Genomic DNA, 3,442 nt, shown 5'->3' on the forward strand with positions numbered 1-3,442 from the left:
CGGTCCGAAAGACGCTCACCAGATGACTTCAGCTGACCCACTCTCGGCATACCACCAACAACGACCAGATTGCACCTAAGTTACTGGTATTGAGGTTAGGAGAGGTGTACCGAGACTGCAGCGGCCCCCGGCCTTTCCACGACTACATCAATGGCTATGGTCCGTGAGTGCTCTTCTCCTTCTTGGCGTGTCGTATTGGGTGTAGTTCTCTTTGGAGGAGATCCCTTTATCTGGAGCGTGACACCTCGCAGCGCCTCGTGGCCCGTGGGGTTCAGGGACTGCAGACCCGTCTGCAGGGAGGCGTGGAACGAGTTAGTTACTGCGCCAACCCGATCACGGTGAACCGAGTTCGCAGAATCTGATGTCTCGTGGGGCGCGACTTGAGCTATCGTAACGGTTATGCGCGAGCCGTTCGGGAGCGCCGCGGTGGTCATGTATGCCAGAAGTGCATTCGCCTGGTGGGTAACGATACCAGCAGCTTGAGGGGAAAGAATTTTCCCTCCAGGAGGGAATAGTACGACGCATCGACTAGTCACCCGCAGGATATTAATTACTATGTTCCGAGAATATTCCTCGCCTGCACTGCCTGAGGCAATCGGCGTGCCCTCATGATTGTTCACGAGCCCTGGAATAACATCCAAGTCGATAGCTGCCACCGCTTTCGCGGACTCAGCTCCGAACGTTGCAAGCTTTTCTGCCATTCGATTCAGGAACACCTCGGCAACGAGGCCAGTTCGACGTTTACCGATTTCCCTTCCAGATTCTGGTATTTCACCAGCAGATGAGGGAGTGATCCCCACGGTAATACGCGAGCCAGGGGGAAGTCGGACGGCCTTCATAAACTGCAGGAAAGCGTCAGCCTGGCCCGTGGCGATTTCGATGGCTTGAGGAGAGAGTAAGGCCTGTCCGGGTTCGAACACGACGGCGTCCCCCGCCGTTGCAGGGCGCGCACTGACGGGTTGCGTGGGCGAGGCGCTTGGTCCAGCGCTACGGATGGGCGGCCCTGCTGCCCTCAGCATGGTCGCGGGGGTGCTCTCGGGCGCAAATTGCACGTCGGGGCCGGGGTTTTCGTTTGGCCGTAGAATCCTGGCGGGCTCGACGATTCCACCCAGGACCCAGCTCGGCATACCCGGGATGAGGCTGCTGCCTTTCGCTCCGACCACTGCCTGTTGGTCGAAGGCGAATAGGCCGCGAGCACCTGGGGGGAGCGTGACCGAGCGAGGCTTGTTGTTCATGTCGACCTTATGTAAGGTGACAGTCCGCACACGACTGGCCAGCTGCGGGGTCGTCGAGATAAAGCGCAATACTGCTTCCCACCCGGCACCTGGGTCAGGCAAGCGCTCCACGAGGGGTGCGACCTGCGTCAGATTCAGATCACCGCTCCTGTTGAACAAATCGCGGACCAACGTGGCGGTCACCCTCACCAACCTCTGGTCCACTTCGGTGACACTGAGCACCGCGGGCTGACTCTTCGCCAGATGCAATTCATCCTGTCGGTTCGTCTGGGGGGCGCTGGGCGCCGGCGGATCCAGCGCCTTGATCACGTCATGGAAATCAAACCAGGAATTTCCCTGTCGCCAATAATGATTCAAAACGGGGAATGGTGATATGCCGGACTCTTCCTCGACATCCTGCACAACGAAGGGGCCGGTACGGTAAACGACGGAGTTACGCCGGAAGACATGTCTCCTATTACTGACCACTCCATCCCGTTCCTCTCTCTTTTCTATCCTTTGGAATATTTGCGCCTGGTCCAACGTGTAGTTTCTTCTGACGATTCGAAGATATGCATCCACGAATCGGTTACGGGCGGGCGCGATGATCAAACTATTCGCGATGCCTGCAGTTACATTCAAGAGGGGGCGTTCTCCTGCTGCCGCCAAACTGCCTCTTATCTCCGTGATCAAATGGGGAGTGACGGCGTCATCGGCATCGATGTAGAGACCACCGAAGCGGTAGAGAATTTCTAGGCGCAGAATGTCGCTGGCGGCCGCGTAGCCTGTGCCTATCTGTTTGGCAAGTTCAGTGGCGAACTCTTCGCGCAGCAACATGGCATTGTCTGCTGGAAAGATCTCGTCGGAATGGACCAGTTCCACGCCAGTGTTCCTGGCCCAGCGGAGCATGTCTGCGACGGCGGCATCAAGGTTGGAGAGGCTGACCGGGACAGCCGCTTGCCGGCTGCGGACACGTTCGAACTGCTCACGGTGTACGTCGGTCAGCAGCACGGTGGTGACCGAGCCTCCCAGTGCTCGGGTGGACCGCTCGAGTCCCGTTCGGAATGCCCCCATGGTGCCGGTGTCCTGCAACGGTCCGCCGAGCCAGATCGCAAATCTCACCCGCGGAATAGGCATGGAAGCACCAGTGCCTGCGATCACGTTGCCGCCCCTGAACTCCTCGGCTCTTAACGGCCCACCGCTCGGGGCCGGGCGCGTCATGCTGATCGCGCGGAAAAACGGCGCAACTCCCTCCGGGAGAAGTCTGCGGTAGTCAAACCCTTTCAGGAAAGCTGGAGGCATGGGGTGCTGGCGCAGGCCGAAGAGGTCCGGACCCAGCGGGCCAGAGTCCTCCGCGAAAGTGGTCCGGTCCGCCGACGCATGCAGCATCTGAAACAACTCGTGGGCACTCCGCATCCGCAGTCCGGAGGCACCAACGCGGATGTTTTCCGCCAGCCCGCTGTGTCCCGCTGGCCGGGTCCCATTGCTGCTACTGGCGGTAGACGGGGTCGCGGAGGCGGGTGGTGATCCGCCGACCAGGGCTGGCGACCGCCTCTCGATGTCGCCCCGGCGCGGGTGGTCGAGGAAGACGTCGGTGGTGAGGCCAAGGGCGTGAAGGGGATGGAAGTTGCCGGCCCGCAGAGCAGTGAGTGCGTTGGCCAGAGTTTCACCAAACGACAGGTCGGTGGGTGAGCGGGAAGCAGTGGTGGTGGTGTGGTGGTGGAGGGCGGCAGCGACGGCGACTACAGTCCGGCGCTGTTCGTGTAGTCGCTGCCGGTCTGCGCTACTTTCGGCAATGATCAGCGGCATGTCCAGCAGGCGGCGCGTGATGCCGCTTGCCCTGGCGATCAACGCAGCCGCTGCGACCTTCCTCATGCCCAGCGCGTGAGCCAGGCGTTCCATTAGCTGGTCCCCGTCATCCGTCCCATGTCTGTCCGCGTCCGCGTGCCGACTGTCCTCGGGCTCCTGCAGCGTGTGCAACGCAGCTGTCACCAGGTTTCGAGCCTGCACCTGATAGGGGATCTGACGAGCGGCCTGACTCTGGACTGCCCTCCCGGGCCGGACCGGTTCTTCCCGCTGCTGGTGGTTGGTTTCGGTTTGGGTGGGGGTGGTGGTTTCGGGCTGGTTTGGTTCGGTGCTGGTCTCTGGCTGGCCGGGCTGCGGGGTGTCTGTGCTGGCAGGGCTCGTGGTGTGTTCAGTGGTGGCCGTCCGGACGGCACCGCGTCCGG

At 61.2% G+C, this 3,442-nt stretch carries 2 protein-coding genes; one reads left to right on the plus strand and one right to left on the minus strand.

What is annotated here, in order from left to right; translation table 11 throughout:
• Positions 1-95: 95 nt before the first annotated feature.
• Positions 96-3,116, minus strand: a complete 3,021-nt coding sequence (locus ACIA8E_RS41600; RefSeq protein WP_399307269.1) for a glycosyltransferase — start codon at positions 3,114-3,116, stop codon at positions 96-98.
• Positions 3,117-3,140: 24 nt separating this feature from the next.
• On the opposite strand from ACIA8E_RS41600, the gene ACIA8E_RS41605 reads away from it, so the two are divergent.
• On the plus strand, positions 3,141-3,442 hold a 302-nt coding region (locus ACIA8E_RS41605; protein WP_399307271.1), incomplete at its 3' end, for a hypothetical protein.

Origin of the sequence: Streptomyces sp. NPDC051664 (assembly GCF_044453545.1) — a bacterium.
Classification (GTDB): domain Bacteria; phylum Actinomycetota; class Actinomycetes; order Streptomycetales; family Streptomycetaceae; genus Streptomyces.